This window comes from Flavobacteriales bacterium, assembly GCA_020635395.1.
GTDB lineage: Bacteria > Bacteroidota > Bacteroidia > NS11-12g > UBA9320 > UBA987.
The window spans coordinates 496,934-523,620 of sequence record JACJZV010000001.1 but is presented as its reverse complement, the minus strand read 5'-3'; the positions used below and the strand labels follow the sequence as shown (position 1 = coordinate 523,620).

General features: G+C 36.6%; 17 protein-coding genes. All 17 read right to left on the bottom strand.

Features of this window, described 5'->3' with window-relative positions; all coding sequences use genetic code 11:
- Nucleotides 1-70: 70 nt before the first annotated feature.
- A complete protein-coding gene (locus H6607_02245) occupies nucleotides 71-2,794 on the bottom strand; it encodes a copper-translocating P-type ATPase (protein ID MCB9261182.1) in 2,724 nt (907 codons plus the stop codon).
- Between the two features lie 86 nt (nucleotides 2,795-2,880).
- The gene (locus tag H6607_02240; GenBank protein ID MCB9261181.1) at nucleotides 2,881-3,135 is read right to left on the bottom strand and encodes a hypothetical protein; all 255 of its coding nucleotides are present in this window, start codon (nucleotides 3,133-3,135) and stop codon (nucleotides 2,881-2,883) included.
- A 26-nt stretch (nucleotides 3,136-3,161) separates the two neighbouring features.
- Entirely contained in the window at nucleotides 3,162-4,961 is a 1,800-nt protein-coding gene (locus tag H6607_02235; GenBank protein ID MCB9261180.1) for an efflux RND transporter periplasmic adaptor subunit, read from the bottom strand.
- 10 nt (nucleotides 4,962-4,971) lie between these two features.
- Nucleotides 4,972-6,210, bottom strand: coding sequence for a TolC family protein (locus tag H6607_02230; protein MCB9261179.1), 1,239 nt, complete (start codon nucleotides 6,208-6,210; stop codon nucleotides 4,972-4,974).
- The gene (locus tag H6607_02225) at nucleotides 6,200-9,937 is read right to left on the bottom strand and encodes an efflux RND transporter permease subunit (protein MCB9261178.1); all 3,738 of its coding nucleotides are present in this window, start codon (nucleotides 9,935-9,937) and stop codon (nucleotides 6,200-6,202) included. Before H6607_02225 ends, H6607_02230 begins: the two co-directional genes overlap by 11 nt.
- Nucleotides 9,938-10,024: 87 nt before the next feature.
- Nucleotides 10,025-10,303, bottom strand: coding sequence for a hypothetical protein (locus H6607_02220; GenBank protein ID MCB9261177.1), 279 nt, complete (start codon nucleotides 10,301-10,303; stop codon nucleotides 10,025-10,027).
- 252 nt (nucleotides 10,304-10,555) lie between these two features.
- The gene (locus H6607_02215) at nucleotides 10,556-11,101 is read right to left on the bottom strand and encodes a helix-turn-helix transcriptional regulator (protein ID MCB9261176.1); all 546 of its coding nucleotides are present in this window, start codon (nucleotides 11,099-11,101) and stop codon (nucleotides 10,556-10,558) included.
- A gap of 38 nt (nucleotides 11,102-11,139) precedes the next feature.
- On the bottom strand, nucleotides 11,140-13,164 hold the full coding sequence (gene cadA, locus H6607_02210; protein MCB9261175.1) for a cadmium-translocating P-type ATPase: 2,025 nt from the start codon (nucleotides 13,162-13,164) through the stop codon (nucleotides 11,140-11,142).
- Between the two features lie 10 nt (nucleotides 13,165-13,174).
- Nucleotides 13,175-15,415: a multicopper oxidase domain-containing protein gene (locus H6607_02205; GenBank protein MCB9261174.1), complete on the bottom strand. Its 2,241-nt coding sequence runs from the start codon at nucleotides 15,413-15,415 to the stop codon at nucleotides 13,175-13,177.
- Between the two features lie 12 nt (nucleotides 15,416-15,427).
- The gene (locus H6607_02200) at nucleotides 15,428-16,141 is read right to left on the bottom strand and encodes a heavy-metal-associated domain-containing protein (protein MCB9261173.1); all 714 of its coding nucleotides are present in this window, start codon (nucleotides 16,139-16,141) and stop codon (nucleotides 15,428-15,430) included.
- A gap of 51 nt (nucleotides 16,142-16,192) precedes the next feature.
- Complete coding sequence (locus H6607_02195; protein MCB9261172.1) at nucleotides 16,193-17,086, bottom strand: DUF3347 domain-containing protein; 894 nt, start codon at nucleotides 17,084-17,086, stop codon at nucleotides 16,193-16,195.
- A 94-nt stretch (nucleotides 17,087-17,180) separates the two neighbouring features.
- Nucleotides 17,181-17,543, bottom strand: a complete 363-nt coding sequence (locus tag H6607_02190) for a hypothetical protein (GenBank protein MCB9261171.1) — start codon at nucleotides 17,541-17,543, stop codon at nucleotides 17,181-17,183.
- A 62-nt stretch (nucleotides 17,544-17,605) separates the two neighbouring features.
- Nucleotides 17,606-18,196, bottom strand: coding sequence for an isoprenylcysteine carboxylmethyltransferase family protein (locus tag H6607_02185; GenBank protein ID MCB9261170.1), 591 nt, complete (start codon nucleotides 18,194-18,196; stop codon nucleotides 17,606-17,608).
- A gap of 10 nt (nucleotides 18,197-18,206) precedes the next feature.
- Nucleotides 18,207-19,439 (bottom strand): efflux RND transporter periplasmic adaptor subunit, encoded by a 1,233-nt coding sequence (locus tag H6607_02180; GenBank protein MCB9261169.1) that lies wholly within the window; start codon nucleotides 19,437-19,439, stop codon nucleotides 18,207-18,209.
- 11 nt (nucleotides 19,440-19,450) lie between these two features.
- The gene (locus tag H6607_02175) at nucleotides 19,451-23,770 is read right to left on the bottom strand and encodes a CusA/CzcA family heavy metal efflux RND transporter (GenBank protein ID MCB9261168.1); all 4,320 of its coding nucleotides are present in this window, start codon (nucleotides 23,768-23,770) and stop codon (nucleotides 19,451-19,453) included.
- Between the two features lie 444 nt (nucleotides 23,771-24,214).
- Nucleotides 24,215-24,628, bottom strand: coding sequence for a transcriptional repressor (locus H6607_02170; GenBank protein MCB9261167.1), 414 nt, complete (start codon nucleotides 24,626-24,628; stop codon nucleotides 24,215-24,217).
- Nucleotides 24,628-26,679 carry a hypothetical protein gene (locus H6607_02165; protein MCB9261166.1) on the bottom strand — a complete coding sequence of 684 codons (2,052 nt, stop codon included), beginning with the start codon at nucleotides 26,677-26,679 and terminating at the stop codon, nucleotides 24,628-24,630. The genes H6607_02170 and H6607_02165 overlap by 1 nt, the downstream gene beginning before the upstream one ends.
- Between the last annotated feature and the right edge of the window lie 8 nt (nucleotides 26,680-26,687).

The window sequence follows — 26,687 nt, the reverse complement described above, 5'->3', positions numbered from 1 at the left end:
TAGTGAATTGCGTTGGCTTTGTGGGTTGGGTCACTACATTAGCCGTGTTTGTGGGTTGGCTTGGGTGGGACTATATTTTCACACCTTTTAATCTCAGTGAATTTGCTATGACTGATACCGAACTGAAACTCATTGCCAGAGCAGCAATCATTGGTGATAACAATATTCCGAAAAATGGAAACAAAACTCCTGCTGCGATTGGTATCCCCAATGTATTATAGATAAGTGCAAAGAATAGGTTCTGCTTAATGTTTTTCATTACAGCGGTACTCAAATTTTTAGCCTTTACAATTCCTTGTAAATCCCCTTTTACCAAAGTTATCGTAGCACTTTCTATCGCAACGTCTGTACCTGTTCCCATTGCTATCCCTACATCACTTTTGGCTAACGCAGGTGCATCATTTATCCCATCTCCGGCCATTGCCACCACTTTGCCACTTTTTTGAAGCTTCTCTACTTCTTTGAGTTTATCTTCGGGAAGCATACTGGCTTTAAAACCAGATAGGTGTAACTCAGAAGCAACAAATTGTGCGGTATTGTGATTGTCACCTGTAAGCATAATTACATCTACTCCGTGCTTTTGTAAACTTTTTATTGCAGTGGCACTGGTCTTTTTAATTTTATCACCAATAACCACATACCCGATAACTTTACCACCTATCGCCAAATACGAGACCGTTTTTCCTTGTTGTTGATATTGGTCGGCTACTGAACGCTTCTCGAAAGTGATTTCTGCTTGAGCATATTCCATCATTTTTGGATTTCCCAATGCAGTTTTATGACCATTAACTATGCCTTCTACACCTTTACCAGTAACAGCATTAAAGTCGTTTGTTTTTAATTTATCAGCATTATGTTCTTTTCCATATTTAACAGTGGCTTCTGCTAACGGGTGTTCACTGTTAGCATTTAATGAAACAATGTAATTCAGTACTTCTCTTCCACTAAAATCATCATTAAATGAACCTACTTTTTCTACTGTCGGTTTTCCTTCGGTGATTGTTCCTGTTTTGTCAACTATAAGTGTATTTACCTTATTCATTTTTTCGAGTGCTTCTGCATTTTTTATAAGCACACCATTTTGAGCACCTTTGCCTACGCCAACCATAACACTCATTGGTGTAGCCAAACCCAATGCACAAGGACAAGCAATGATTAAAACCGCAATGGCATTAACGAAAGCAAAAACATAAGCTGGCTCAGGACCAAATAATGACCAAATGATAAATGTGAATATGGATATAATGACCACAACCGGAACAAAGTAGGCGGATACTTTATCTGCCAAATTTTGAATAGGTGCACGACTTCTACTGGCATCATTTACCATTTGAATTATTTGTGATAACAAAGTATCACTTCCAATTTTTTCAGCTTTCATTAAGAAAGATTGATTGCCATTGATTGTTCCGCTACTCACCTTATCACCGGCTGCCTTATTTACTGGAATTGGCTCTCCTGTAATCATAGATTCATTTATGCTGGTATCACCTTCAGTTATTACACCATCTACAGGAATTTTATCACCCGGTTTTACTTTGAGAATATCGTTTAGTTCAATACTATCAATGCTGACTTCGACTTCTTCCCCATCAATAATTTTGACCGCTTTATTAGGTGCCAATTTTAGTAATTCCTTTACGGCAGAGTTTGTCTTGCTATGTGCACGAGCTTCTAATAACTGACCTAAAAGAACTAATGTGAGAATAACTGTTGCTGCTTCAAAGTAAACGTGGACCGCTCCTGATTCCGTTTTGAACTGATCTGGAAATATATCTGGAAACAACATTCCTACAACGCTGAACAACCACGCCACACCTGCACCAATGCCTATAAGAGTGAACATATTGAGATTCCACGTCCTAACACTTTTGTAGGCACGTTCAAAAAACATCCAAGTGGCATAAAACACAACTGGAATAGATAGTGCAAACTGAATCCAATTCCAATATTTTTGTTCTATTATATCATACAATGGATTGTTATTGAGCATTTCGCTCATTGCAATAATAAATATGGGTACTGTAAAAACAGTTGCTATCCAAAATTTCTTCAGTAAACTTTTATAGGTTTTTTCTTCTGCGGAAAGGTCGGGTTGCATTGGAACTAAATCCATACCACAGATAGGGCAAGCACCCGCTTCATCTTTTACAACTTCTGGATGCATAGGACACGTCCATTGCTGTTTGTTTGTTGTGGATAGACTTACTTCTTCGACTAAATCCATACCACAAACAGGACAGTCTCCTGGCTCATCGTAGGTTTTGTCACCTTCGCAATGCATAGGACAATAAAACGTTCCTGTGCCTTTACCTTTTGGTTTTTCTTGTTTCTCCTTATTAACATTAGGTCTTTGACCTGCTTTAAAAATGCTATACGTGCCACCATCTTTTTCTAAAACCTTTTGAAATTTTTCGATTGGTATTTCTGGTTTCATATCAATGGTAGCTTCGGCTTTTTCTAAATCTACTGATACGCTTTGAACACCTTCAACAGAAGAAAGTGTTTTTTCTACGTGAGCTTTACAGCCATTACAGGTCATCCCATTCACAGGAAAAGTCCTTGTGATTAAACCATCACCTTTATCTGGATGGATATGATACTTGGTGTTTTTCTTTTGGACAGCTGATTCCAAAACTTCCAATGGTATATGTTCTTCCATTTTTATGGTAGCAATAGACTCTTCAAAAGCAATATCGACATCTATAACACCATCTATTTCAGACAATGCTGTATGGATATTACGTAAGCAACCTTTACAGGTCATACCTTGTAGTTGATAGTTGTGAATCATATTCTGTTGTTTTATGCAAATTTATCTACTATCGCAACCATAGGCTTTCAAAGTATTGGTTAAGAATTACATCATTTGGAATAGACTTAATGTTTATGCCCGTCTTTTTTATGGTTTTCATTTTTTACATAGTCCATTCCACAAACCGGACACTTACCTGCTTCATCACTGCCACTTCCTTCGCAGTGCATCGGACATACATAGGCTGAAGTGTATTCCTTTCCTTGCTTTTCTGATTGTTCAGTTTGGGTGGAATTGTTTGATTTGTTGCCGCACGAAGTAAGTGTGAGACCTATAGCAAATAGTGCTACGATTAGAAATTTGAATTTTGATTTTTTCATTGTAATAAAATTTAAATTGTGAATAATTAATGATTATGTAAATTGATTTGAACGTTTGACTGCTCTTGCATCGGTGGGTTTTTGAAGTTTATGTCTATTGTATCTTGTACTGTTCCACAGGTCAGCATTTTATCTCCGAAATATGGGTTAAGCACTTTTTCGTGTTTACTCAGCCAATCTGCTCCTTCATTGTCATTCGCCATTGGGCAATGTTGTACATAAAAAGTATCATTAGCAATACCAAATACTTTTATAGATTTAATGAGTGCCTGAGAGAGAAAATCGAACTGTTTTCGTTGTTCTTCAATGTCTTTTGTTTCGGTTATTTTCTTTCCGTGTGATTGAATGGCTTTTAATTGTTCCATCCAATAGATATGTGCTTTGTCTTTCACCAAAGACATATCTATTTTTGCTGCTCTATTGAGCACTCCGTTTGCTGCTTCAATGGCTTTCTCACTATCGCTCTCAACCAAAGCGTCTTTTACTGCGAAGTATGTGTCTGCCAACGTTGTTAGTTGCTCCTTAAATGCTGTGGGTGTATTAGCAGTATAGTCGGGAAGGTGGCTTGAGTGAATAGTATTTTTAGCCATCACATTTTTATTCATCATACTTGCTTGATTATTTAATTGAGCGGAAGCATCAATTACAAACGCTCCGTTGGTCACCACTTCTTCTCCATATTCTAAGCCACTAATAACATTATATCCTGTTTGATTGGCTTCACCCAATTCAATTTCCCTGTATTCAAATGAAGGAATGTCTGTATCAGGAACTTTTACATAAACCACTGAACGCTGTCCTGTCCACAAGACCGCTGATTTAGGAACTGTAAGCACATTTGATTTTTTGTAAGTCGCTAATTCACCTGTTATGAACATTTCAGGTTTCAACTTTCCGGTGGTGTTGCTCACTTCAGCTCTTATGGTTGCCGCTCTTGTATTGGGGTCAATAACCGGATTAACAAAAGTGATTTTGGCTTTGAATATTTTATTGGGTGTTGAAGGAGTTGTAAAGTTTATGGTTTGGCCAACTTTGACATTTGGTAAGTCATTTTCATACACATCAAATAAAGCCCATAGGCTAAACAAATTTTGCACATCAAATAGCACTTCGCCTGTTGAAAGGTAATCTCCAACAGCTACTCTTTTTTGATTTACGACTCCTGAATGATCGGCATAAATACTAAAATTCTCTCGTATAGTACCGGAACTCAAAATGTCTTGTATTACCTGATCTCCGATTTTCCAATACTTCAACTTGTTCCTGGCTGCTGCTAAAAGGCCGGGGCTTATATCTTGTATTTTCTGAGCTTCTAACAATTCTTTTTGAGCAGTTATTAGTTCTGGTGAGTAGATCGTTGCTATCTTCTGACCTTTGTTTACTTGCTCACCGGTATAGCTTACATATAGTTTTTCTATTCTTCCCGGAATATGAGAAACCAGACTGGCAGATTTTGTTTCATTGGCTTGTATTTTGCCATTGAGTTTTAGGGCAGCTCCATCAGATCCTTCAGTCTTGCCAATAATAGTTGTTTGAATATTAGCCAATTTGATAGCATCAGCGGTCATTTGAAAACCTATTTCACTATCACTACTTGCTTGACTGGCTGGAATTAAATCCATTCCGCAAATGGGACAATCGCCTGGTTCATTTTGACGAATTTGCGGGTGCATTGAGCAGGTCCATATTTCTGCTTCTGTTTTGACTGAATTAAGTTCGCTGTGGTCTTGCACAATTGGAGTAGTATTCTTAAACAAGAACCAACCCAGTAGTAAGCCAATTCCAACGGCTATAATGGCAACGATATATATATTATATTTTTTCATTTCATTCATTTTAGAAATCCGTTAAACGATCTATTTTAAATTTGGCTAAGTAGGATTGCACTATGGCGTTAACAATGGCTATTTCATAGCGGTTTATGTCACTTTGCAACTTCATCAACTCGTCAAATCTTTTTCCTTTACTGCTATAATCCGTTAAGAGTATGTCATAAGCACTATTCGATATTTCAATTTGCTTATTAGCTAACTCATACATCAATTTTGCACTTTCGTATTCCGATTCATAGCCCTGAATGCTGCTCATCATTTGATTGGTCAAACTTTCTTTTTGAAGTTCAAAAGCTTGCTGTTTTAGTTCTTCTTCCTGCTTCTTAGCCGTATATTTTTTACGGTAAATTGGTATAGAGACCATTACTTTGGGTATAAGAATATCTCTCCCATTGTTTGCCGGAATGGCATCGATTCTGCCATTTACCAAACCATAATCTATGCCTATTCCGAAAGTAGGTTTCCCATCCAAGGCATTTAAATCAAGTGCTTTATTTGAGGCTTCTATATTCCAATCCAGTTGTTTAATCAATGGGTGATTTGATTCAATCTTTTGTTTGATTTGCTCTAAGTCGTAGGCTAATTCAGCTAATGTGATTTTGGTGGTATCGACTTGAATGGTATCAGTAATTGGGTTATTTATCTCTTTATTAATACTTGCTGAAAAGCCTTGCTTTCGTTCTTCAAGAATTAGTATTTGCTGTTTCAGTTCTGCTACTTTAATCCGAACTGTGAGCACATCAGAAGCAATAGATTTTCCGCTTTCTACTTTTGCCAAGGCCACCTTTTCAATGGTTTCGAAAATGCGAATGTTCTTTTGAATGATTTTTTGCTGCTCCTGTAATAGATATAGATTGAAGAAGGCTGTTTTGATCTGATAATCTATGTCTAATCGTTCAGCAGCTATTCGTTCGTATTTAGATTTTGCCATTGTCAAGACGACATCTTCCTTTGCCTTTAGTGTTCCAAACCAAGGAAACATTTGACTGGCTGAGATAATGAGATTTTGCGACCCCAATCTGGTTTCTACTGGAAGAATTGGAACTCCAACACCAACAGTTGGGTCTGGTAGTTGACTGACCTGTGGTCCTTTTTGCAAGGCCGCTTCGTATTCTAATTGTAATGCCTTTAATGCCGGATTTTTATCATACGCTTTTTTTAGCAGACTGTCCAAAGTCTGTGCTTTGACCGTAAAGGTCGAAGCCATTAAAGCAAGCAGTATTGCTATATATTTAGTTTTCATCTTTTAACATTTGAGTATTCTTAGAAAATTTCAGTTGTGCTTCTTTCCATAAGGAATACAGAACGGGAACAGTGAACATCGTAATCACTTGTAAAGTCATTCCACCAAAAGAAGGAATGGCCATTGGTAGCATTATATCTGCCCCACGACCTGTGGAAGTAAGCACCGGCAGTAAAGCCAAAATGGTAGTAGCAGTGGTCATCATTGCTGGTTTTACCCTGCGTAAACCGCCTTCTACAACCGCATCTCTTATCTCACGAACTGTGGCGGGTGTATTTCGTTTGAAACTATCTTTTAAGAATGTAGCGACTAAAACGCCATCATCCGTAGCAATACCGAACAGGGCTAAAAAACCGACCCAAACTGCTACACTGAGATTAATGGATTTCATTTGAAACAGGTCTCGCATATTGGTTCCCAAAATGTCAAAGTCCATAAACCAGGGCTGACCATATAACCATATCATAATAAAGCCCCCTGAGAATGCTACAAACACACCTGAGAATACCATCAGTGAAGTAGTAATAGAACTGAATTGGAAATAAAGAATTAGAAAAATTAAAGCCAGTGCAATAGGGATGACAATGGATAGCCGTTTGTTAGCTCTGACTTGTTGCTCATAATTTCCTGCGAACTTGTAATTGACTCCTGCTGGTAATGTCAATTCGCCATTATCTATTTTATTTTGTAAATAGTTCTGTGCATTGTTAACTACTTCCACTTCTGCAAAGCCTACTTCTTTATCAAACAGTACATATCCAACTAAAAAACCATCTTCGCTTTTTATTGCTTGAGGTCCTTGTTCGTATTTTATTTCTACCAGGTCATCCAATGGAATTTGCAATCCATTCGGTGCGGAAACCAGAATATTATTAAGGCTTTGAGGGTCGTTTCTCAGTTCTCTTGGATAGCGTAAACGAATGCCGTATCGCTCTCTACCTTCCACAGTAGAAGTCATTACCATACCACCGACCGTAGCTTGCAACTGTTTCTGTACATCTACTATTGATAATCCATATCGGCTTATTTTTTCTCGGTCAATATCAAACAGCATATAGGGCTTACCTACAATTCGCTCTGCAAATACAGCAGGTGCTTTTACTCCATCTACTTTCTTCAAATGCTTTTCTAATTCCAAGCCAAATGCTTCTATGGTCTCTAAATCTGAACCTTTTACTTTTATGCCCATTGGTGCTCGCATCCCCGTTTGTAGCATCACCAATCGTGTTTCTATGGGTTGCAGTTTTGGTGCTGACGTAACACCAGGAAGATTAGTGGCCTTTACAATTTCGTTCCAAATATCATCTGGAGAATGTATGTGCTCTCTCCATTGGCGGAAATACGACCCTTTATCATCTTGTACTAAATCGCTGATTTGAATGCCACCTGATAGAGCTTTTTCATATTCGATAGCCCCACCTGTTGACAACAAATATTTTCCATTCTTATCTGTCTTAAATCTCAAACGGTGACCATCCGCATTGGTCATATATTCCGATTTATACAGAATTACATTTTCATACATTGACATTGGAGCTGGATCTAAAGCACTTTCTACCCGGCCTGCTTTTCCAACTACTGTTTCCACTTCTGGTATAGCTGTAACAGCCATATCCAAAGCCCGAAGGTTTGCCACATTCATTTGCATACCTGAATGTGGCATCGAAGTAGGCATCAGTAAAAATGACCCTTCATCTAAGGCAGGCATAAATTCCTGACCTGTATTTTTTGCGATTTGAATGCCAAAGAAAATTAGGCTGCCAACGAGTAACAGGAATAACAACTTTACTCTAAGTAGGAAACGTAAAATCCTTTCGTAGAAATGAATTACTATATAAAAGCTTCCGATTAATATACCTGAAATAAATGAAACAAATAGAAAATTGGTAAGTACAGTTTTTGTAACACCCAATGGCATCCATATTTTGGCGAGAAGCCAAGCAACCAGCAGGGCATAGACAATGTTTCTTGCTATTTCAAAATAGGAATGGAATTTTCCATTCTGAAATGATTTTAGCCAGTAACTAATTATTCCAGTGATCCCAACTACAAGGCCAATTATGCCTAAATAATAGAACTGACCAAATAATAGGAAAATGCTAAATACCACCAATCCAATATTATAGCCAAAAGACAGCCATTTTGACTTTGTTTTAATCCCAAACAACTGAGCTGCCAATGGCGGGACTATGGTAATAGCTACAACTATCGAAGCTATAAGGGCAAAGGTTTTAGTAAATGCCAATGGTCTGAATAGTTTACCTTCTGCGGCTACCATAGTAAACACCGGCAAGAAACTTACAACCGTAGTAGCTACTGCTGTAATAACTGCTGAGGCAACTTCGGTGGTGGCATTGTAAATCGTAATTGAAATGGATTGCTTTGGTGGAGCTTTTTTGATATGTGTGATCATACTTTCCGTAAGGACAATTCCCATATCGACCATCGTTCCAACTGCAATGGCAATACCTGATAAAGCAACTATATTGGCATCGACACCAAAGTATCGCATTGCGATAAAGCACATTAAAACAGCCACTGGAAGTGAACCCGCCACCAACAATGACGACCTTAAATTGAGTAACATCAGAATCACCACTATAATTGTAATAAGTATCTCTAAACCCAATGCTTCTTCTAAAGTGCCTAAAGTCTCATTGATCAAATCTGTTCTATCATAGAATGGGACAACTGTCACTTGTGAAACTGTGCCATCGGCTAATTTTTTAGTAGGTAATCCTGGAGCTATTTCATCAATTTTAGCCTTTACATTGTTAATTACTTCTAATGGATTTGCTCCATATCTTGCTACTACCACGCCACCAACAGCTTCTGCACCTGATTTGTCTAAAACTCCCCTACGAGTAGCTGGACCAATATTTACTACGGCAATGTCCTTAATGCGAATGGGTACATTATCGGTGGCTGTGACCACAGCATTTTCAATATCTTCTACTGATTTTACATATCCCAAGCCCCTGACAAAATATTCGGCAAGATTGATTTCCAGTGTTTGAGCACCAATGTCTAAGTTGCTTTCTTTTATGGCTTTCATTACCTGATTAAGGGTAATGCCATACACTCTCATTTTGTCCGGTATAACATCCACTTGATATTCCTGAACAAAGCCACCTATAGAGGCTACTTCTGAAACACCAGAAGCGGATGATAAACCAAACCTTACATAAAAATCCTGAATTGATCGTAATTCGTGCAGATCCCACCCACCGGTAGGATTTCCTTGTTCGTTTTGACCTTCCAAGGTGTACCAATAGATTTGTCCTAAAGCAGTTGCATCAGGGCCTAAGGTGGGTTGTACATCATCGGGTAAGAGGTTTGATGGAAGTGAGTTTAGCTTTTCAAGTATTCTACTTCTACTCCAGTAGAATTCTACACCTTCATCAAAAATTACATAGATACTGGAGAAGCCAAACATTGAATTACTACGAATGCTTTTGACCCCCGGAATGCCCAACAAAGACGTTGTGAGCGGATATGTAATTTGGTCTTCTACATCTTGCGGAGACCTTCCCATCCATTTAGTAAAAACGATTTGTTGGTTTTCACCAATATCTGGTATGGCATCAACCGCAACGGGATCACGGGGTAGGCTATCTACACCAAGATCAAAGGGTGCGGTAACTACGCCCCAGCCGATAAATAGCAGCAATAGAAGCCAAGCGACAAGTTTATTGTCTATAAAAAATTTGATTATTTGATTTAACATTATTCATTTTCATTCTTAAAATTTTACAAATAGAAATAGGTTCATACTGCCAAATAGCGGTATGAAGTATCAATGAAAATGAATGAATCAAATCAAGAAAGTCTGATAGAGTACCTGAACGTCTCTATCTGGCAAGGGTGGTTTGTATTGTGCATACTGCTGATAGTCAGCTTGCACGCTGTAGTTAAAGACATAAACCGCAACAAAAGCAGCTACAAAGTCAATCTGTATATCCTGAACGGTTGCCATTTGGGTAGCCGTGGCATCCAAATCTGTTTTCTCTATGACAACCGTTTCATTATGACAGCAGTTATCTTTATCTGCTTTGCTTACGTTATCTTCTTTGTGGTGGCAAGACTTCTTCATCTTATGACAAGGTGGCGTTTCTTGCTTTTCGTGACAGGATTTAGCTTTACCTAATAAGCTGACACTCTTTAACTGATCTTGACAATAGTGAATATCCATAGAGAATCCCGTTGACGATAGCATCATCAACAAAGCCATTGAAATGGCGGTAATTCTATGTGAAAGACTTCTTGTCATTGTTTACAAAGGTACTAAATTTATTAGGATTATCAATTATAACGTTTTGGCAATTCTTTATATTATTTGGAAATATCAAATGTCATCCAGCGACTTTCTCCGATTCTTTGTGATTTTTTTAAATGCCGAAGGCGGCATTCCGGTAATCTTTTTGAATTGAGCTGAAAGGTGAGCGGTGCTACTGTAACCCAAGTCAAAAGCTATTTCAGAAATGGTTTTTTCTCCATAGCTCAATAATTCTTTTGCCTTCTCAATTCGTTGCTGTAAAAAATAATGCTCGATCGTAATACCTTCGACACGAGAAAACGTTTTGCTCAATTTTGAGTAGCTTATATGCAATTCCTTACTGAGTTCATCAGATAGATTATAACTTGAACGCTGACTGCTATCTAAATAATGGACTTTGTTAATCACGAAGGACTTTATCGAATTAATGATTTTAGATTCTCTACTGCTCAGTAATTCAAAACCTTGTGTTTGAAGTTTTTCAGAAAGTTTTTCCTTTTGCTTATGGGTAATCTCTTTACTTAATTCGACAATGCCTAATTCTATCTGATTATATTCTATCTGCATATCATCAAGAATAGTTCGTACACTACTCAAGCATCGAGGACAGACCATATTTTTAATTTGTAGTATCAATTTTATAAATTTAAGATTTACCACTTCATTCTTTGTAATCTTACTGCATTTAATATTGCTAATAATGCTACTCCTACATCTGCAAATACGGCTTCCCACATAGTAGCTAATCCACCTGCTCCCATTATAAGTACAATGATTTTTATTCCAAAAGCTAAGAAGATATTTTGCCAAATGATTTTTTGAGTCGATTTAGCAATTTTAATTCCTGTTATCACTTTTGAGGGTTGGTCGGTTTGAATAATAACATCTGCTGTTTCAATAGCTACATCACTTCCCATTGCACCCATAGCAATACCAACATCACTTGCTGCCAATACAGGAGCATCATTGATACCATCTCCAATGAAAGCAACTGTTTTTGTGGGGTCTTTTTTAAGTAGCTCTACTTCATTCAATTTATCTTCTGGGAGCAAACCGCCTTTTGCTTTTGAAATACCGAGTATTTTGGCCACCTTTTGAGTAATACTATTCTTATCTCCCGATAACATCATTATGTAATTAATACCCTCTTTTTTAAATGCTTTAATAGTTTCTTTAGCATCTTCCTTTATTTCATCTGCAATGGTTACAAATCCTGCAAACTCTCCGTCTATTCCAATCAATACGTTTGATTCTACTATTTCTTCAATTTCGGGTGGAGTAGTAATATTGAACTGGTGCATCAATTTGTGATTGCCAACCACTACGTTTTTCCCTTCAACTAAACCAGTCAATCCCTTTCCTGCTATTTCTTTAATTTCAGTAGCTTCTTTTATTGGAACGTCTGATTTATATTCCATAATGGCTTTCGCTATAGGGTGAGTAGATTTAGATTCAATAGATAAGAGTAATGGCATTAAAGATTCCTCAGACCAATTGCCAAAAGTTTTGATCTTGCTGATTTTAAAAACACCTTTGGTAACGGTTCCTGTTTTATCCATTACCATTGTATTCACTTCTTTTAGCTTATCCATATAGGTTGCTCCTTTAAAGAGAATACCGTTTTTGGAAGCTGCTCCTAAACCTCCAAAATAGCCCAATGGTATAGAGATTACCAATGCACAAGGACAAGAAATCACCAAGAAAATTAATGCACGATATAACCAATCTTGGAAGACATAAGTATCAACAAAAAAGTAAGGAAGAAAGCACACCAATACGGCTAAGAATACAACAATGGGCGTATAAATTTTGGCTAATCTTCTAATCAATAATTCTGTCTTTGCCTTTTTAGAAGTGGCATTTTGAACTAAGTCTAAAATTCTTGAAATCGAACTGTTTTTATAAATTTTAGTGACTTTAATTTCAATGACACCTTCCATATTTATAGAACCCGCTAAGACATTCTCATTCTGTAAGATACTTTGTGGTTTACTTTCACCCGTAATAGCGGCTGTATTGAGACTTGCTTTATCTGACAGCAATTTCCCGTCCAAGGGTATTATCTCTCCTACTTTTACTTGTATCGTATCACCTATCGTTACTTCTTCAGGGTGAACTGTTTCGAAAGTTCCATTTTTTAGGATATGTGCAATTTGGGGTCTTACATCTAAAAGTGCTTTGATATTATCTTTAGCTCTTCTTACTGCTGCACCTTGAAATAATTCACCAACCGCATAAAATAACATTACTGCAACTCCTTCGGGATATTCACCAATGGCAAAAGCACCTATGGTAGCAATACTCATTAGGAAAAATTCTGTAAAAACTTCTCCCTTTCTTAAAGCATTGAATCCCATTTTTATTACTGGAAAACCTACAGGAATGTATGCCACAACATACCAAACTAATCTTACCCAATCATTAAAAAAGGCAACATCAAAGTAATCCATTGCTATACCAGAAATTAATAAGGCAAAACTTATAATTGCTGGCAGATATTCCTTCCAAATACTATCGCTACCTTGAGAATGATCGTGAGAGTGGTCGTGTCCATCATCTATACTATGTGCTGTATTCAACAGAGGCGGTGGCGTCTTTGCATCTATTTTTTCCTCTAATGAGCAACAGATTTGTTTACCGTTGCTATCATACTGGTGTATGTGTTTTTTAGTAGTCATCTTAAAATGATTAATAATTAAATGTTGCACCAAACCCAATACCCATATCGCTGTCATAATGGGTTGAAAGGGCTATGTTCCGAGTTACGATATACTTAAATCCTGTCATATATTCCTTGTCTGTATTAACCATAAATGCCCAACGTAATCTCGGTGTAATAGGAATGTCTTCTCGCATTAACTGTAAACGAATATTACCGTCTTGAAAAACTTCTGCTTGAAAATTAACCAACCAAGGTAAGGTATAAACGAATCCTAAACTTGCTAAGGCTCGTTGGTCTTTAGTGTTGGTTTGTCCAAAAAGATTTTTTTCGTGTTCATCGATACCTAATTTTCTATACCGCCAATCAAAACCAACAAATGGCATAAAAAACTGATTTTTTCCAATATAGCGACCAATATGGGTTTCAGTTTCATAGCCGTGGTGGTCATTATACCCCAATCGCCATTCTGTTCCAATACTCCATCGTGTATTTTGCAGCATCATCATTCCATCATTACCATTGGTAGCAAAATCGTTTTCTGCCATTAAATGAAATTGGTTACTTTCTTTCTGCAGTTTTTTATACGCCCATTTTTTATTGGGTAAATATGGATTGGGTGCTTGATTTTCGTAAGAAAAAACTCGGTTCATTCCTGCCATCATATGATACAAAATGTGGCAATGAAAAAACCAATCACCTTCTAAATTAGCATTAAACTCTATGGTGTCGGTTTCCATAGGCATAATGTCCAACACGTTTTTAAGTGGTGCATAATCGCCTTGTCCGTTTAGTACTCTAAAGTCGTGACCGTGCAAGTGCATTGGGTGTCGCATCATTGAATTGTTGTACAGCACAATACGAACATTTTCTCCCTTTTTTATTAAAATTTTATCCGTTTCTGAAAGCACCTTATTGTCCATACTCCAAACATAGCGATTCATATTTCCTGTTAATTCAAAGCGTAGTTCTTTCACAGGGGCATTTTTGGGTAAGTTGGTTGGTTGTGGTGCTTTTAGCATTCCGTAATTAAGAGTTATAATATTCTGTAAATTGTTTGGCGAATGATTAGAATGTTCCATTGGTTCATCCATTTTCATTTTCTTGGACTTTTTGTTAGAACCACCTGTTATTTCAGGATACATAACGGTGTTCATATCCATTTGTTGATTGCTCATATTCATTCCCATATCGTCCATACTGCCATCCATATTCATCATATCATTCATCATTTTCATTCCTTCAAAATATTTGAGTTTTGGCATTCTACTTTTTAGTTGAATTTTGCCATTTCCCAAATAAATGGAAGCCGATTTTGTTCGGTCTTCTGGCGTAGCCAAAAATTCATAGGACAAGCCATCTTTTGGAATGGTAACAATTACATCGTAAGTTTCAGAAACACCAATAATTAATCTATCCACTTCTACTGGTTCTACATCATTTCCGTCATTCGCAACAACAGTCATTTTTCCACCCGCCCAATTAAGCCAAAAATAAGACGAAGCACCACCATTTGAAATGCGAAGTCGAACCTTTTCGCCACCTTTAAATTGAGATAATTGACTTTCGGTTTTCCCGTTTATCAAAAAGGCATCATAAAAGACATCACTCACATCCATTGCTAACATTCGCTTCCATTCATTGCCTAATTTGGTTTTGAAGTGACCTGCTTTTATGGCTTCTGAATAACTTTGCACTGTACCTTTTTTAATACCACCCCAATCGTTTGCATTGTGTAACATTCTATGTACATTTTCTGGTTTTATGTCTGTCCATTCGCTTAAAATAATGGGAACCTGCGGTACATCATCAATACCTTTTCTTAAAGTAGGGTCGTCTTTTTTCTTTTTTAAAATCAGCGAACCATACATTCCAATTTGCTCCTGCAAACCACTGTGGCTATGATACCAATGCGTTCCGTTTTGAATAATAGGAAAACGATAGGTAAAAGTTTCGCCTGGTTCTATAGGCATTTGCGTTAAATACGGAACTCCATCTTCTTTATTGGGAAGATATAAGCCGTGCCAATGCAAAGAGGTACTTTCTTTTAATTGATTGTGTACTACAATTTCGGCAGTATCGCCTTCGGTAAAAGTTAGCGTAGGCATTGGAATCTGTCCATTTACAGCTATGGCTCGTTTGTCTTTTCCCGAATAATTTACAATGGTGTCAGTAATCGTTAAGTCGTATCTTACTACTTTTTGGGCCAAAAGCGAAGTGGTTGAAAACAATGCTATGAATGCGATCAACCCATTTATAAAATTTTTCATCTTTTTTGATTTTTAAATGAATTGAAATAACATAAAAGCACTCATTGCAATCATTAGTGCATCTTCAATAATGGTTACTGTACTCATTGGCAAATTGAAAACTGCCCCTAAACAAGCACATTGAATTTTACGTTTGTTGAGTACCGATTGTAATACACCAATTATGCTAACGGTCATTACAACAAATGTTACTGCATTGGTAATCATTGGGTTGAAATTGACCAAGTAAGCAATACCTAATGCCAGTTCTACAAAGGAGTAAATGCTTGCCCAAGCAGGAAATTTTTTGGCAACTACATCATACATTTTGTAGCTGTCTGCAAATCCTTTAAGGTTCAGCATTTTGAAAAACGAGAATACCAAAAAGAATCCTGCCATAAAATGACGCATCCATTCAGACCAATTTGGACTTTCGTTTTTTGTCTGTATCAATAGGGTAATTCCTGAAATGTAGGCGAAAACAAGTAAGATAGGTTTGTAAGTTTCCAACCAAGATTTTACTTCTTCGGTGGCTTCATTATGCTGTTCGGCAGTTATTTTATATTTATCATCCAATACGTTTTGCAAGGCAGCAATTGGGACGTGTTTATCCATAGTAATGGTGGCAGAATTATTGTCTTTTGAAACTTCAACAGACGTTATATTTTCTACCATTAGCAAAGCAGATTTTACTTTTGCTTCGCAACTGGTACAGGTCATTCCTGCTATTTTATATGTATGTTTCATTTTTTTAATTTTTAAGAAAGGGCGAAATGCCGAGGCATTTCGCCCTTATTTTTAATCAATGGTTTCTACTACTTTACCGCAGTTGAGCATCATAGAACCGTAATACGGATTTTTTACCGCACTTTCTGTGCTTAACCAATTGGCACCTTTGCCATCATTCGCCATTGGGCAATGTTGATAATATACAGGCACTTCATATTTTGCTACTTTTAGCAGTTGGTATATATTGTCTGATAGCGAAATAAAGTATGTTCGTTGTACTTTTTCGTCTTGACTGTTGGCTATGTTTTGAGCATCAGTTTTTAGTGTTTTCATCACTTTCATCCAAACCATATGCACATCCATTTCTAAGTCGTTCATTTGTACCCTTTCCAATGATTTTACCAAGGCATTTGCTTTGCTTGAAGCAAGATTTCCGTCAGATTCTATCAATGCATTTTTCAATGTGAAATAATCGTCAAAAACCAATTTTAAATCATTCGTTTTTGTGATTTCTTCCTTTGGTTCAGATTTGGTTTTGGTCATTTTCATCGTATCGGAATGAGAATGTTGGTTGTGATTTTCTGTCATTTCTGACATTGGTTCGGTGGTGCTTACATCTTTTTTAGCACGTTGATATTGGCAACAATTTGGTAGATTATTGTAGGTGTCATCTGGCGACATAAAAAGCTGATTGTCATACCCTGACAAAGCAATTCGCTTTAAGATTTCACTACTTGTTGTTTTCAAACTGTCGTAAGTAATGGAAGCCATTTTGGTTTCTTTATTCCATTCTACTTTGGCTTCTTTCTTTATGTTTCCTGCAGTTTCAATAGTGTTTTTACACATTCCGCAGTTTCCGTATATATGTACGGTTTCTGTTTTTTGATTTTTAATTTTTTGTGCATTGCACGCTGTGGTTGATAGTACCATTAAGGCTACCAACAATTTTATTGTTAAGTTCATTGTATAAAATTTTAAATTATTAAATAAGCTATAGTTTACAAGCTGTTGTTGGCTTGTACCGACAAGACACACCTATGGCTGTCAAGTATATATGTTAGCTTATTTTGGGCGGTTGCCAAATAGGAAGATAAACGTCTTTGGGTATGCTTTGCACATAAGCCCAAGTGTTTGATTCAACATAAATAAGTGGATTAAGAGATACCACTAAATTGTTAACAGGAATGGGAATATTTACACTAACGGGACAATGACAATTTTTGTCATTGCATTTTCCGTTGCAATCATTGTCGCCATTTTCATCACTTGAATCACAGCAAGATTTTTTTTCGCTGTCGTGGTCATTGTTCGATTTACTACAGGACATTTTTTTGTCTGTGGTAGAGTTACCACAAGCAAGTGCATTACTCGCAGGTATCACGAGTAGAAGCAATGTTAGTATGTAAATTATTTTCTTCATTCTTATTCTTGCGAAGTTACGATTTTTTTTTCTATTCTGCATCTTTGTTGTGTTGATTAGTGTTAAATTGTTATCCATCTGTTTACTTTGCTTAGATACTCTATGTATTGATTGCCAAATTCCTTTTTGAGAAATTCCTCCTCTAATCTGATTTGCGTATTGATACTAACCGTAGAAAGGGCTATAATTAATAGAGTAAAAGCATTAGGCAATACTAAAAACAATCCAATATTGGCTATCATAATACCTAAGAAAATAGGATTACGTGAGAAAGAGAAAAAACCATCTGTTACTAATGCTGTCTTGTTTTCTTCATCTATTCCAATACGCCAAGACTCTCTCATATTTCCCTGTGCAAACCATACAAATAGCAATGAGATTATAAGCAAAGCCCAACCTACATAAACGAAGTATTCATTTTCTAAATACCAAAAGGGCATAAGAAACTTATGCCAACTTGGGATAAAGGCATAAATGGAAACTATAAAAAGCTCTATGATTGAAATAATACCAAAGACTTTCCCATTGTAACCGTGGGCATCATCTCCTTTATTAAATGTGAGTGGATTGACCTTGGTTTTTTTCCAAAGTAGAAAGGACCTTAGCACAAATACTAAGAAAAAATAAAGGATAAAAAATATAAATAAGTACATAATGTTTGGTTTAATGTTCGTGTTCTAATTCTCCTGCTTTTGATTGAGCATATACATAATAGGCTCCCTTAGTGACTATTTGCATACCCTCTGGAATATCGTCTATCAATTTTACAGCTGTGTAGCCATTTTCTGTAGAGCCTGGAATTATATTGATTTTTTCAAATTCTATTTCCTTTGCATCTTTTTGACTACGAGCTACATAGATATAACTGTTTTCTCCGTCTTTGATAATGGCATCTTCGGGTAGTGCAGTAGTTTCTGCATCTGTAAGAAATATCTTCGCATTTATAAAGAGGTCTTTTAAGAATTGGGGTTTCACTCCGTCTAAATGGCCGTGTACACGTACCGTTTTAGAGCTTGAGTTGAATTCTTTTCCAATTACATCAACACTACCGTAATATATAGTTGTACCAAGTGCAGGGACTGTGTAGCTTATTTTCTGACCTATCTTAATATTTGCTATATCTTTTTCAAAAACATCTAACTCTAAGTGTAAATGCTCCGAAGAAATAATATCCATTAAAGAAATAGAAGACTGGGCATACATACCATTGTGAAAACTTATTTTAGAAATGTAGCCACTCATAGGAGCTACTATTGCTATCTGCTGCCTTATGTTACCGGGCGATAGGTTGGAAGTGGATATACCTAAAAATGAAAGCTGCTTGGCAAGACCTTGAGTTTTAGCTTCCAGCACGGCCACCTCTGCTTGTGCATTTTGAAGGTTTTTGGTAACTCCCGCATTGGATTCTACCAATGTTTTTTGTCGTTCAACTTCCAAACGCTTTAGGTTGAGCTGTGCTTTAGCTTCTAAATAATCTTGTTGTGTAACAATAAAGTCTGGGTTTTCTAAATAGGCTATAACTGTACCCTTTTTGATATAGTTTCCTTCTACAAACTTTTTAGTGCCTTTGATTATACCATTGGTTTTGGCAGATACAGAAGAAAGTGCATTGGGAGGTAATCCTAATGTACCTGTTGCTTTTACAAAGTCATTTACTTTTATAGAAGATAGATCCCCAAATTCTAATCCTATGGTTTCCGCCTGGTCTTTTGATAGAAATAATCCTTCCTTGTGTTCTTCTTCACCTTCACCGTGGTTATGCTCATCACTTTCAGAATGTGTATTCTCTTCTGTGCCGTGATTATGACCATCACCTTCACTGTGTTTTTGGCCGCAGGAAGAAAACAATACAAGTACTATTGAAAATGTTATTATTATATATTTTATGTTATTCATTATATTATCTTTTATTGGTTTGTAAGAAATTGAAAGTCAGCTACAGCTTTGTTGTAAGCTACAATCTGCTCCCAATAATTTTTATTGTTAGTTGCCATTAACTGTAAGGTGTTTAATAGTTCCAAGTAAGAAATTTCTCCTGCTTGGTAATTCAATTCACTAATTCTTACAATATCTGGATTAATGGTTTCGATTTGGTTTTTGTAAAAATCAACACCAGCCTTGTATAAGGCTAAGGTGTTTTGTACTTCTAACTGGTCTTGTTGTAACCCAAGTAGCTTACTCTGATACTGATAGTTACCAATATCTATTTGCATCTTTTGAGCATCAATTCGCTTTTTTGTCTGTCCATTAAATAATGGAATAGATACACCTACTTGTGCCGCATTAAGCCAACCACCTTGGTTAAAATTTTGTGCAGCATATCCGACATTGAAACTGGGTTTAAGTTCAGATTGCATCACCTCTACCTTCGCAGATTCTATCATTATTGCCTGTTGACTCTGCAATAGAAGTGGATTAGTAATGGTATCTATTTGATTGGAATAGTTAGTGGTAACGAGGCTATCTGCCGTAGTGACTAATTCAGACGTATTGAGCAATAACTGAAACCGCTTATTTAAGTTAGCAAGCTCTATTTTTACTTGGTTTAATAACAACTCATATTCTTGCCATTTAGATTGCAGTGTGAGTGACTCAATGCGATTTGCAGCTCCTGCCTGTACTCTTACTGTTGCTTTTCTATGATATTCTTTGTAGGTGGAAACAAGACTGGCGTATAGCTTCTCTAACTCCTTCTTGTACTGAATGTCATAGTAAATTTGCTTCACTTTCCATTTGAGTTCGTTTTCAGTGATTTGTTTCTGCGTGGCACTCTGATTGGCATAGGCATCTTGCAAATTATTCTGTGCCTTGGTAACACCTGGACTCGGAAAGTTCTGTACTATACCAATTTGATTTACTTGCTGACCAAATTGCGTATCAAATAAGCCATCACCTTGATAAGAAATATCTGTTGAACCTAAATTGTATTTTAAGTTTTGTAATGATTGGTTTTTCTCTACGTCCAATGAGGCAGCTTTTATATTGGGGTGATTAGTCAATGCCATAGTAATAGCACTATCCAAATCAATTGGTTTATTTTGAGCTTGTGCTGAAAAGGAGATACCAAATATCAAGAGCAAGGCTATAGAACCGCCTTTAGTTAGGGCTGAACCATTTGATTTTCTTTCCTTCCATTTTTCTAACCACAAATAAAGAATGGGTAATATTACTAAGGTTAAAAAGGTTGCTGTAAGCAAACCGCCAATGACCACTGTAGCCAAAGGTCGTTGTACTTCTGCACCACCCGAAGTAGAAATAGCCATTGGGAGAAAACCCAATGAGGCCACTGCTGCCGTCATTATTACGGGTCTTAATCGTACCCTTGTTCCTGTAATTATTCTTTCTTTTATGTCTATCATACCTTCTTTTTTGAGTTGATTGAAATAACCAATAAGAACTATCCCGTTAAGTACTGCCACTCCAAAAAGGGCAATGAAACCAATGCCTGCTGATATACTAAAAGGCAACCCTCTTAGCTGTAAAGCCCAAATACCACCAATGGCAGATAAAGGAATGGCTGTAAAAATCAACCCTGCTTGAGCCACTGAGCCAAAAGTGAAATACAACAGAATGAATATGAGAGCCAGTGCCATAGGCACGGCAATTGAAAGCCGTGCATTGGCGGCTTTGAGGTTCTCAAACTGACCACCGTAAGTGAAATAGTAGCCAGAAGGAAGTTGAACTTTAGCATCCAATTCTGATTGAATCTTTTCAACCAGTGATTCTACATCTGTATTTCCCACATTTACTCCTATGACAATTCTTCTGTTGGTGTTTTCTCTGGACACTTGCATAGGAGCATTTATCAAATCTATATTAGCCACATTATTGAGAGGAATTTGACTACCATTGTTGAGTGTAATAAAAAGGTTTTCTACATCTTCTATTCCTTTCCTATTCTCTTCATTTAAGCGAATGACTAAATCAAATCGTTTATCTCCTTCATAAATAGTACCTGCTTTTTCTCCTGCAAAGGCAGAACGGATCACTTGGTTTACTTCTTGAATGTGTAATCCGTATTGTGCCATTCGTTGATAATCGTATTTCACCATTACCTGTGGCATACCAATAGTTTGCTCCACATTTACGGTAGCAACACCATCAATTTGCTTAATTACTTTTTCAGCTTTTGTTGCATTTTGAAATAATAGGTCTAAGTCTTCACCAAATAGTTTTATGGCAATATCAGCCTTAGAGCCTGTCATTAATTCATTAAAACGTAATTGTATAGGCTGAGAAAATTCAAACCCTACGCCAGGAATACTATGCAGTGACTCTTCTAATTTTTCAAACATATCCTGCCTATTGGTGGCAGAAGTCCATTCTGATTTAGGTTTCATTACCAATACATAATCTGCAATTTCTACAGGCATTGGGTCGGTTGGAATTTCTGCAGAACCAATATTGGCCACCACATCTTCTATTTCTGGAAAGTCTTTTAAGAGTTTGTTTTGTATCATCTTGGCAGTTTCTACACTTTGAGAAAGTGAACTGCCCGGTGGTAGAATATGCTGCATAGCCAAGTCGCCTTCTTCTAAGGTAGGAATAAACTCCCCACCCATTCTGCTGAACACAAATAGACTTATCAGAAAAGCTACCACCGTAACACTCACAAAGACGGTCTTAAAACGAAGTGCTGCATTGAGTATGGGAGTATAGCCTCTTTGAAAAAATGCAATAATCTTATCTGCAAAGGTTTCTTTATTCACTACTTTTTTCTTGAGCACCAAGGCAGCCATCATTGGCACATAGGTCAATGATAAAATCAATGCTCCTGCAATGGCAAGCATTACTGTCTGAGCCATAGGCTTAAACATTTTACCTTCAATACCAACTAATGCCAATATTGGTATATAGACCATTAGAATAATAATTTCGCCAAAGGCAGCCGAACTTCTTATTTTTTGAGAAGAGGTAATCACTTCACTATCCATATCGGATTGGGACAATACTTTTCCTGCTTTACTGACTTGCAATCGGTGAACTATAGCCTCTACAATAATTACTGCACCATCTACAATAAGCCCGAAATCAATCGCTCCTAAACTCATTAAGTTAGCCGAGATACCCAATAAGTTCATCATTGAAACAGCAAAGAGCATAGCTAATGGAATGACAGAAGCAACAATTAGACCTGCTCGCCAATTTCCTAATAGCAAAACCAAAATGAATATGACAATTAAGCCACCTTCTATGAGGTTCTTTTTCACTGTACCTATGGCAGTACTCACCAATTTATCTCTTACCAAGTAAGGTTCAATAACTACTCCTTCGGGTAATGATTTTTGGATTTGAATGACTCGCTCTTTTACTAATTCTGTTACTTGTGCAGAATTTGCACCTTTAAACATCATTACCTTACCGCCAACGACTTCTGCACCATCTCTAACCAATGCTCCATAACGAGGAGCTTTGCCATATTGAACAGTAGCCACATCTTTTACCAAGACAGGGATATTACTTGCATCACTTACTACTATGTTTCCAATGTCGTCTAAAGATTTAGCTAATCCTTCTGAACGGATATAGTAGGCATTTGAGTTTTTTTCTATGTATGCTCCGCCTGTATTTTCATTGCTTTTTTCCAATGCCGAAAATATATCTGTAATGCTTATACCTAAAGATTTCAGAAGATTTGGATTTACTGCCACCTCATACTGTTTCAGAAAGCCGCCCATTGAGTTAACCTCTGCTACACCTTCTATTCCTAAAAGCTGACGGGTAACTATCCAATCTTGAATACTTCTTAGTTCTGTTGGTGAATATTTGTCTTCAAACCCTTCTTCGGGTCGGACTACGTATTGATAAATCTCTCCTAAGCCAGTTGAAAGCGGAGCCATCTCGGGAGTGCCTAAACCATTGGGAATATCTTCTTCAGCTTCTTTGAGTTTTTCATTTACCAATTGGCGAGCCAAATAAATATCATAATCCTCTTCAAAAACTACGGTTACTACGGATAAGCCAAAACGAGAGATAGACCGTATTTCTTCTGTCTTTTGCAAACTCTGCACGGCAAGCTCTACGGGAGTAGTAATAAATTGCTCTACTTCTTGCGTAGCAAGGGTAGGCGAAATGGTAATGATCTGTACTTGATTATTCGTTATATCAGGTACAGCATCTATGGGTAGCTGTTTGAGAGAAAATAATCCCCAAACTATGAGGGCTGCTACAAAAAGCCCTACAACAAACTTATTCTTTACCGAATAAGCGATAATATTATCGAACATTAATATTTGATTTTTATAAAAAAGTTAAACCTTGACTATGATAAAAAAGGGCATAGTTGTCCCTTGAAAAGTGGTTTAACTATGGGCTGGCGGGTGCCAAACTCCTTCGCTGTAATCAAAGGAATAATCGAATTTGTAGTGGAAAAGAAGGTCCGTAGATATATCCACTTTGCCTTTAACTAAAGTTGGCGAATAAGGCATTGCAATCATAGAACCGCAACAAACACATACACAAAATGGTGTACAATCATCTTTATGGTCTGAATGATTATGGTTTTGCTCATTAGCTGAGATTTCAACGTCTGTATCAGTGGACGTTTGCGGCATACCATCAGCACACGGCACTATTGATAGTGCTGTAATGTATAGCGATAATATGAATGCAAATAATCTCATTTATGACCTCAAAGGTAAAACAAGTTTACTGCAACCCACTTGCAAAGTTTAACGATTGCAGTTTTCGCATAAACCTTTGATAACCATATTGGCCTGTTGCATTTTGAAGTTTTTGGGTAGTTCTATCTGAGGAATGTTCTGATTGGTAAGGCAGAATGTGTTTTGGCAGTTTGTACAATGAAAGTGGTAGTGTTGGTCAATGGTTTCACATTCGCAACTTTCTAAACAAAGGGCATATTTTAATTGCTTAGTACCGTCATCAATGGTGTGAACCAATTTGTTTTTCTCAAAGGTTTTAAGTGTTCTATACAGTGTGGACTTATCAGCTATTTCAAAGGCATTTTCTATACTTTGTAATGAAACTGCATTGTCTTGCTCCATCAAATATTGCAGAACAAGGATTCGCATTGCAGTAGGTTTTATATCCCTTTGATTGAGTCTATTTTCTATTTTTTCATCCATCATAAAAACCAAAGGTTATTCTTAGCAAAATCTTCTAATTTGTCAGCTTCAAAAAATGGGAATATTTGAGCTACCATTTCTGGGTATTTTATAGTTACAGGTAAGTTCTGTTGTTTTACAGACTTCCAATACATTCTACTAAATTGATATACCTGGTCTATAATTTCTTTCTTTACTGCTGGGTCATCAAAATAGCCTTCCTCTGTACAATACAGTTGTAATTTTACTGGAAAAGGATTGTCCTTTGGCGGATAGCCGTTCTCAGAGTAACGTGTATTATTGAAAAGTAAATGTTTTGTTTTTGATATGTCTATTATAGTTCCGCTTAAAGGCATAAGAGCATCAGAATTTGTGTCAAAAGCTACATAGTCTTTACTCTCCGTTTTGTTTATTGTTACTACTATAACTGGAATATCTAAGCCTAATTTACCTAACATACGTTGAACTGGGTCTAATTCATCTTTACTGAATACTTTGTAATAATGAATGATTAGTCTTTTTGCATTCTCGCCATTGGTAATTAAGTAGGTAAGGATTTGCTTCCTAATAGCACCTACCAATAAATCCATTTCATTATTTCTGAAACAGTCAAAACCTTTAAATTCTCCTTCATTATTAAAACAGAATGCACTACCGACATAACGACTTTTGGTTGTAATAGAATTGAATGCTCCAACACCTACTATTAACTCTTGTGAAGGGTCTCTATCTAAACGCCAAGGAATGCCACCAATTTTTGCCAATAGAGCGATAGCGATATTTGGCAAGTAGTAATTGAAGTAATCGTTAAAAATATTCTGATTGTATATTACTTGAGAAGTAATGTTGTGCTTTAACAGTTCTTCCTTGACTTTATAGTAAAGCATTATCCTTTCCGGGTCTCTTTCGTTCTTACTAATCGGACTGACATAGATTGCAACATATTGAGTATTAGGTTTAGGGTTAAAGTCTATCAAGTGCTGCTTAATTTCCTTTAATGCTGTTTCTGGACTATCAAAGGCTATACTATCATCTTTAGCTATGTGAAACGGTTGTTTAATATATTCTTTCAAAGGTTTAAAGACAGTGTTACCATTCTTTACATAACCTTTGGTAAAATAAGAGTAAAGCTGTGCAACAGCTTTTGCTCTGTCTGATTTGTGGTACACAAAGAAGAAACTAATGTTATTCGGATTTTGGGCTGTTTTGTATGGCCCCATTTTCATTCCTTTCTGTGGATCTATTTCTGTACCATTATAAAACTTTAGATTATTGGATTTGTAGTTTATTCTAAAAACTTCTTTCTCTGGAATATTGAAGAACCCTTTTGTGTCTAATGGGATTAACTTTCTAAATGCTTCATTATTCAAGTACTGATTATAGAATTTATTTATCTTCTCGTAGTATGGTATGTATTTATTTACTCGCTTTGGTCTATTCTGAGGTATTTTAAGAATTTCTTTTAAAGTAATAGAGAGCAATGGATTTGCTTCAGTTAAGTTCTGTTTAGCTTCTTCATCTAACCTGTCAAACTTTGTTATTCTGTTTCTGAAAATTATGGTTTTGAAGTTATCCGTTGGTGTATCTATTTCAGCAATACTTTTAGTTGACACCTTAGAAATGCCATCATAAGTAATAAGTAATGCAGGACTGGAAGTAAGTCTTGAGAACTCTATTTTTAATGTGTATTTTTCATAGGCTGTAAAGCTGGAAGCCGAAAGGCTTTCATCCTTAAACCATAACTGTATATCGCCAACAAAATTCTTCTTAATAGCATCAGCCTTATCTTCAAAATATGCTAAAATATTAGTGGTATAAAAATGCTTTGCAAAACGTGAACTTTCTTTAAAATCAACCTCAGCTTTATAGTCTGTATCATCAGTTGAAACAAAGTCAGAATAGAGATACTTAATGTCTTGAAATTCCTCTTCATACTGTTCCCAAAGAGGCTGTGGCAATTCAGACCTATGGACTGGATATGTGCCTTCTTTTTTCTCTGCATAAAAGCCAAACTCTTTGCTTGCAAAGGGGTGGCTAAATGGAATTATATTGATATTAAGTTTTTGCTCCATATATTAGT

Coding starts and splice junctions, on each gene's coding strand:
- H6607_02240 (MCB9261181.1), bottom strand. CDS start 3,135: ATGAAAAAATCAAAATTCAAATTTCTAATCGTAGCACTATTTGCTATA.
- H6607_02170 (MCB9261167.1), bottom strand. CDS start 24,628: ATGGATGAAAAAATAGAAAATAGACTCAATCAAAGGGATATAAAACCT.
- H6607_02180 (MCB9261169.1), bottom strand. CDS start 19,439: ATGAATAACATAAAATATATAATAATAACATTTTCAATAGTACTTGTA.
- H6607_02175 (MCB9261168.1), bottom strand. CDS start 23,770: ATGTTCGATAATATTATCGCTTATTCGGTAAAGAATAAGTTTGTTGTA.
- cadA (MCB9261175.1), bottom strand. CDS start 13,164: ATGACTACTAAAAAACACATACACCAGTATGATAGCAACGGTAAACAA.
- H6607_02245 (MCB9261182.1), bottom strand. CDS start 2,794: ATGATTCACAACTATCAACTACAAGGTATGACCTGTAAAGGTTGCTTA.
- H6607_02235 (MCB9261180.1), bottom strand. CDS start 4,961: ATGAAAAAATATAATATATATATCGTTGCCATTATAGCCGTTGGAATT.
- H6607_02185 (MCB9261170.1), bottom strand. CDS start 18,196: ATGTACTTATTTATATTTTTTATCCTTTATTTTTTCTTAGTATTTGTG.
- H6607_02230 (MCB9261179.1), bottom strand. CDS start 6,210: ATGAAAACTAAATATATAGCAATACTGCTTGCTTTAATGGCTTCGACC.
- H6607_02165 (MCB9261166.1), bottom strand. CDS start 26,679: ATGGAGCAAAAACTTAATATCAATATAATTCCATTTAGCCACCCCTTT.
- H6607_02225 (MCB9261178.1), bottom strand. CDS start 9,937: ATGTTAAATCAAATAATCAAATTTTTTATAGACAATAAACTTGTCGCT.
- H6607_02220 (MCB9261177.1), bottom strand. CDS start 10,303: ATGAAGAAGTCTTGCCACCACAAAGAAGATAACGTAAGCAAAGCAGAT.
- H6607_02205 (MCB9261174.1), bottom strand. CDS start 15,415: ATGAAAAATTTTATAAATGGGTTGATCGCATTCATAGCATTGTTTTCA.
- H6607_02190 (MCB9261171.1), bottom strand. CDS start 17,543: ATGAAGAAAATAATTTACATACTAACATTGCTTCTACTCGTGATACCT.
- H6607_02200 (MCB9261173.1), bottom strand. CDS start 16,141: ATGAAACATACATATAAAATAGCAGGAATGACCTGTACCAGTTGCGAA.
- H6607_02215 (MCB9261176.1), bottom strand. CDS start 11,101: ATGGTCTGTCCTCGATGCTTGAGTAGTGTACGAACTATTCTTGATGAT.
- H6607_02195 (MCB9261172.1), bottom strand. CDS start 17,086: ATGAACTTAACAATAAAATTGTTGGTAGCCTTAATGGTACTATCAACC.